Annotated in this window: 3 protein-coding genes; all 3 read right to left on the bottom strand. The window is 31.5% G+C overall.

The window, feature by feature from the left end:
• Positions 1-327 precede the first annotated feature (327 nt).
• Entirely contained in the window at positions 328-1011 is a 684-nt protein-coding gene (locus tag JWG40_RS19675; RefSeq protein ID WP_205287470.1) for a hypothetical protein, read from the bottom strand.
• A gap of 224 nt (positions 1012-1235) precedes the next feature.
• Complete coding sequence (locus tag JWG40_RS19670) at positions 1236-1655, bottom strand: type II toxin-antitoxin system VapC family toxin (RefSeq protein ID WP_205287469.1); 420 nt, start codon at positions 1653-1655, stop codon at positions 1236-1238.
• A complete protein-coding gene (locus tag JWG40_RS19665; protein ID WP_205287468.1) occupies positions 1652-1900 on the bottom strand; it encodes a DUF6364 family protein in 249 nt (82 codons plus the stop codon). The genes JWG40_RS19670 and JWG40_RS19665 overlap by 4 nt, the downstream gene beginning before the upstream one ends.
• Positions 1901-2083 lie beyond the last annotated feature (183 nt).

The raw sequence follows: 2083 nt of genomic DNA, 5'->3' as shown, positions 1-2083 counted from the left end.
ACTTATTGAATAAGCTTCATCAAGTAATTTGGAGTCAATGTTTAGATTAGTGGCCATAAGTAATTCAATTCTTACACGATTATATGTGTGAGTCAATCATATAATTGCCTTTGATTACACAAATTGTTATTCTTAAGCTTTGGGTTCGCGCAATTGCAACTAACGAACTAGACTTACCGAAGTTCCCTGACCCTGAGTCCCGAACGGGACGTTAGGGACTGGCACGGAGTTTGCGGATGCAAACGAGTGACAGAAAGGGAATTTGCCGTAGGCCGAGCGAGGGCTTGTCCCGAAGCGTAGCGGTAAGTCGCTGTTATGCGTAGTTTTTCATAGTCTACTTTTGAGTTTAATATTTAAATCTATATCATCATTATTTTGTTTTTCAAATAAACCATTTTTCATTACAAAATCAAAAGAGAATTGAGACTTTCTCGGAGTTTTAATAATTAAAGTATTTTTTCCTTCATTGTAAAATAGCTTATCGAATTTAATTATTGATCTTGAACAAGTAACGAAATCTTCTGATGTTTTTATAATATTAAGTTGATTAGGATAGTTATCATTTACGATCAAAGGACGTTCTAATTGAATTTTTGTTCCTTTTTCAGTAAAGGAATAAGGGTAAATATATTCAATTTTATTTAAGTATTGATGGCCATTTAAAGAATAATCGTAAAGGTATAGATCTAATTCTCTATTTCTGAATTTCTCCTTATCAAAACATATTTCGGAAAGGAATAATATATCAGATTCCTTAATGTTTTTAAAAAAATTGTGTTTATTTGATTGATGAATGATATTATTCGGATCATCAAAAATGGCGTTGAAATTAAGTTTTTCAATAAAAAACAAATTTATTTGGTAATTTTTTGTACCGTAAAAGGAGGATTCTTCAAATTTGGCATTTGATGTTTTTCCAATTCTATTTTCGGAAGTCAAACCTGGTGAAATCAAATTCAACGAAGAGCAAGACCAAAATAGTAGAACCATTAGTATGTAATTATTTTTCATAGTTTCCTTTAAAATTTTTTGAAAAATTACGCATAACGAACTAGGGGAGACGACGTTCCTCGTAGCTGAGCCTCGTAGAGGCGTTAGCGTCGGCGCGTCTTCTTGCAGAGCAAGAAGCGTGACGGAGAGGAATGTGGCAAAGCCCGAGCGAGGCCGGCAGTGCCGAAGCGAAGCGTTTCCACGCTGTTATGCGCTGGAGACAATTCTAAAAGGTATTTCCAATCTTATTCTTTAAAAATTGTAAGAAATTCTTTCGGACTTAAAGGCTTAATTTCTCCATTGGGATAATCTTTTTTATTTCTAGTTAGAATATATTTAATTTTTTTTGATTTTGCTGCAAAGTATTGAATTGAATCTTCAAAATCTTTTATTGAAGAATTTAATCCAAGATCGATTATTTTTTCATCAATTGGAATTATTTCTATAATAGTTTTGAATTCTTTAATTAATGCTCTAGCAGATTTCTCATTTGTATACTTTGCTAGAATATAGAAAATATTCCAAATAATTAGTGAAGAAATATAGCCCTTAATTTTTTTATTTTCTATTAGTGAAATCAGTTCTACAGATTCCTGAAAGAAAGGTTCTCTTGCATATAGATAGTCGATAATAACATCAGAATCTAGGTAAACATTCTGAATCATTTGTATTTCTTTTCAAGAAAATGAGCTATATCACTTTTAATATCAATTTCTTTTTTACCTTTTAGTATTCCTGCTAATTTTTTTGTCACAGGTGGAAGATTCTCTTCATTAGATGGGATTTTAGAAGAAATTCCTCCTAGATAGTCTTCTATCAGTTTAGATAAACTTTTATTTCTCTGCTTAGCAAATTCCTTTGCTTGTTTTATTATTTTGTCATCAAGAGATAGTGTAAGTTTAGTATTCATACAGAAACACCTATACGTATAATGATGAATTCTTGTTACGTAGATGTCAATCTTTACTTTTCTCCAAATAATCCATTTTTAATCTTTTTTTCTTATTTTCGAAAAGATTTTGGTATGACTTCAAGACATGGGTAACGGTTATGCTGCAGGAGAAGGGTAACGCTTTTTGGAAACCTTTCTTGG

Origin of the sequence: Leptospira abararensis (assembly GCF_016918735.1) — a bacterium.
Lineage (GTDB): Bacteria > Spirochaetota > Leptospiria > Leptospirales > Leptospiraceae > Leptospira_A > Leptospira_A abararensis.
Note: the sequence above shows the minus strand (reverse complement) of the source record. Positions and strands in the feature narration are given on the sequence as shown.